The organism is Streptomyces sp. NPDC002265 (assembly GCF_040296125.1).
Taxonomy (GTDB): Bacteria; Actinomycetota; Actinomycetes; order Streptomycetales; family Streptomycetaceae; genus Streptomyces.
Genome location: NZ_JBEOWS010000672.1, coordinates 1 through 1,756, shown reverse-complemented (window position 1 = coordinate 1,756; position 1,756 = coordinate 1). Strand labels below are relative to the sequence as shown.

The following is a 1,756-nucleotide window of genomic DNA, read 5'->3' as shown; positions in this document are numbered from 1 at the left end:
GGAGATCCGCCATGAGCAGCACCGAAAGCAGCACGCACGAGGGATTCACGGCCGAGGAGCGGGCCGCGATGAAGGACCACGCCCAAGAGCTGAAGACGGCAGCGCGCCGCAGCTCGCGCGCGGACAAGGCGGCGGAGGAGAAGCGGGACGTGCTCGCGAAGATCGCCGAGATGCAGGACTCGGACCGGATCATGGCTGAGCGCGTCCACGCCGTCATCACAGCCAGCGCCCCAACCCTCGCGCCGAAGCTCTGGTACGGGATGCCCGCCTACGCGCTGGACGGCAAGGTCATGTGCTTCTTCCAGAGCGCGGAGAAGTTCAAGGCGCGCTACGCGACGCTCGGGTTCAGCGACCAGGCGAAGCTGGACGAGGGCACGATGTGGGCGGCCGGTTTCGCCCTGACCGACGTGACGGCCGAGGTGGAGGCGCGGATCAGTGCGCTCGTGAAGCAGGCGGTCAGCTGAGGCACGCCTGGTGAACGGACTGGGCCTGTGGCACCTTGACGTGCTCGGCGGCCTGGCGCTGCCGGTACAGCATCTGCTGCGCGTCGCCAGCGGCGTGTCGGCGGGCCCGGTTGACCGTGGAGTCGACGGTGACGGTCCACTCCACCTGGCCCGCTGCGCCCTCGCGGACCTGGACGTGCTCCAGCAGGTTCGCGAAGGTGCCGTCCGCCTCCCAGCGGGCGAACCGCTCATAGACGGTCCGCCACGGCCCGTACATCTCCGGGAGATCGCGCCACGGGGCTCCGGTCCGCAGCCGCCAAAACAAGGCGTTGACCACCTGCCGGTGATCACGCCACGGACAACCACGCCCGTCCACCCTGGGCAGCAAGAGCTCTATCCGCTCTCACGCCGCGTCCGTCAACTCGCCTCGACCTGCCACAAGATCAATCATGAGGGCGGTCACCGCGACCGGGTTCCCTGCGCGGCGGTAGCCTGCGTTGCTCGAGACATGGCACGCGGGCCACGGGGGACGGCGGGGAGAGCGGGATGCTGCGGGGCACAGAGGCATGGTTCACCGAGCAGCACCGGGGTGCACCGGTGCTGCTCGATTCGGCGCATGCCATCGAAGCGATGATTGATGCGTTGATCGCCGCCGACCCGCTCCGCACGACGGCCCAGCTGATTTCCCTGGACCGCCAGAGGCTGTCGTCGGGCTGGCCGGACCACGAGTTCCTGGTCGGGGTCGGCGCAGGCGGGCAGTTCGGCATCCTGTGCTACAGCACGGGTGACGAGGGCGCTTTGATCCCGGACGGCGCGCCCACCGCGCCGGTGGCGACCTACATGCTCAACACCTACCCCCGTGAGTTCCTGGAGCCGACAGAAGTCCCGATCGACCTTGTACGCGAGGCTGTGAAGGAGTTTGTCCTGTCCGGCGGGCGCCGGCCCACCTGCCTTGAGTGGCGGGAAGAGCCGCACTGACCCCCAAGCGCGCAAGCCCGGGGCACCCCGTGACGGGCGGCGTGCACGCCCTCAATCAGGTGATCATTTGTCAGACAGGCTCCAGGACCGTCGCGAGGGCGCGGCCCTCATCCTGCTGTCCTGCGTGGGCATTGCGGTCTGTCGCGGGACGCAGGGTCCGTTGCCGCTGCCTCGCGCATTCATCTGCGCACAAGCCTGATGCCAGGACGGGGCGGGGCACGGGGTCCGCGAAGTCGGCCGGGAGCCTCCCCCTGAGTGGTGGACACGCTGATACTGGATCTGCTTGATCCGGAGGAAGCGAGACAACCGCCGATGGCGATGAAGGACTACTCGGA

The 1,756-nt window shown here is 68.6% G+C and carries 2 protein-coding genes and 1 pseudogene; 2 read left to right on the top strand and 1 reads right to left on the bottom strand.

What is annotated here, in order from left to right; genetic code table 11:
- Positions 1 to 11 precede the first annotated feature (11 nt).
- Entirely contained in the window at positions 12 to 464 is a 453-nt protein-coding gene (locus tag ABT085_RS46160; RefSeq protein ID WP_351623187.1) for an iron chaperone, read from the top strand.
- Between the two features lie 81 nt (positions 465 to 545).
- On the opposite strand, the pseudogene ABT085_RS46155 reads toward ABT085_RS46160, so the two are convergent.
- Positions 546 to 840, bottom strand: a pseudogene (locus tag ABT085_RS46155) (transposase); the annotation flags it as partial.
- Positions 841 to 989: 149 nt separating this feature from the next.
- On the opposite strand from ABT085_RS46155, the gene ABT085_RS46150 reads away from it, so the two are divergent.
- The gene (locus ABT085_RS46150; RefSeq protein ID WP_351623185.1) at positions 990 to 1,421 is read left to right on the top strand and encodes an Imm1 family immunity protein; all 432 of its coding nucleotides are present in this window, start codon (positions 990 to 992) and stop codon (positions 1,419 to 1,421) included.
- Positions 1,422 to 1,756 lie beyond the last annotated feature (335 nt).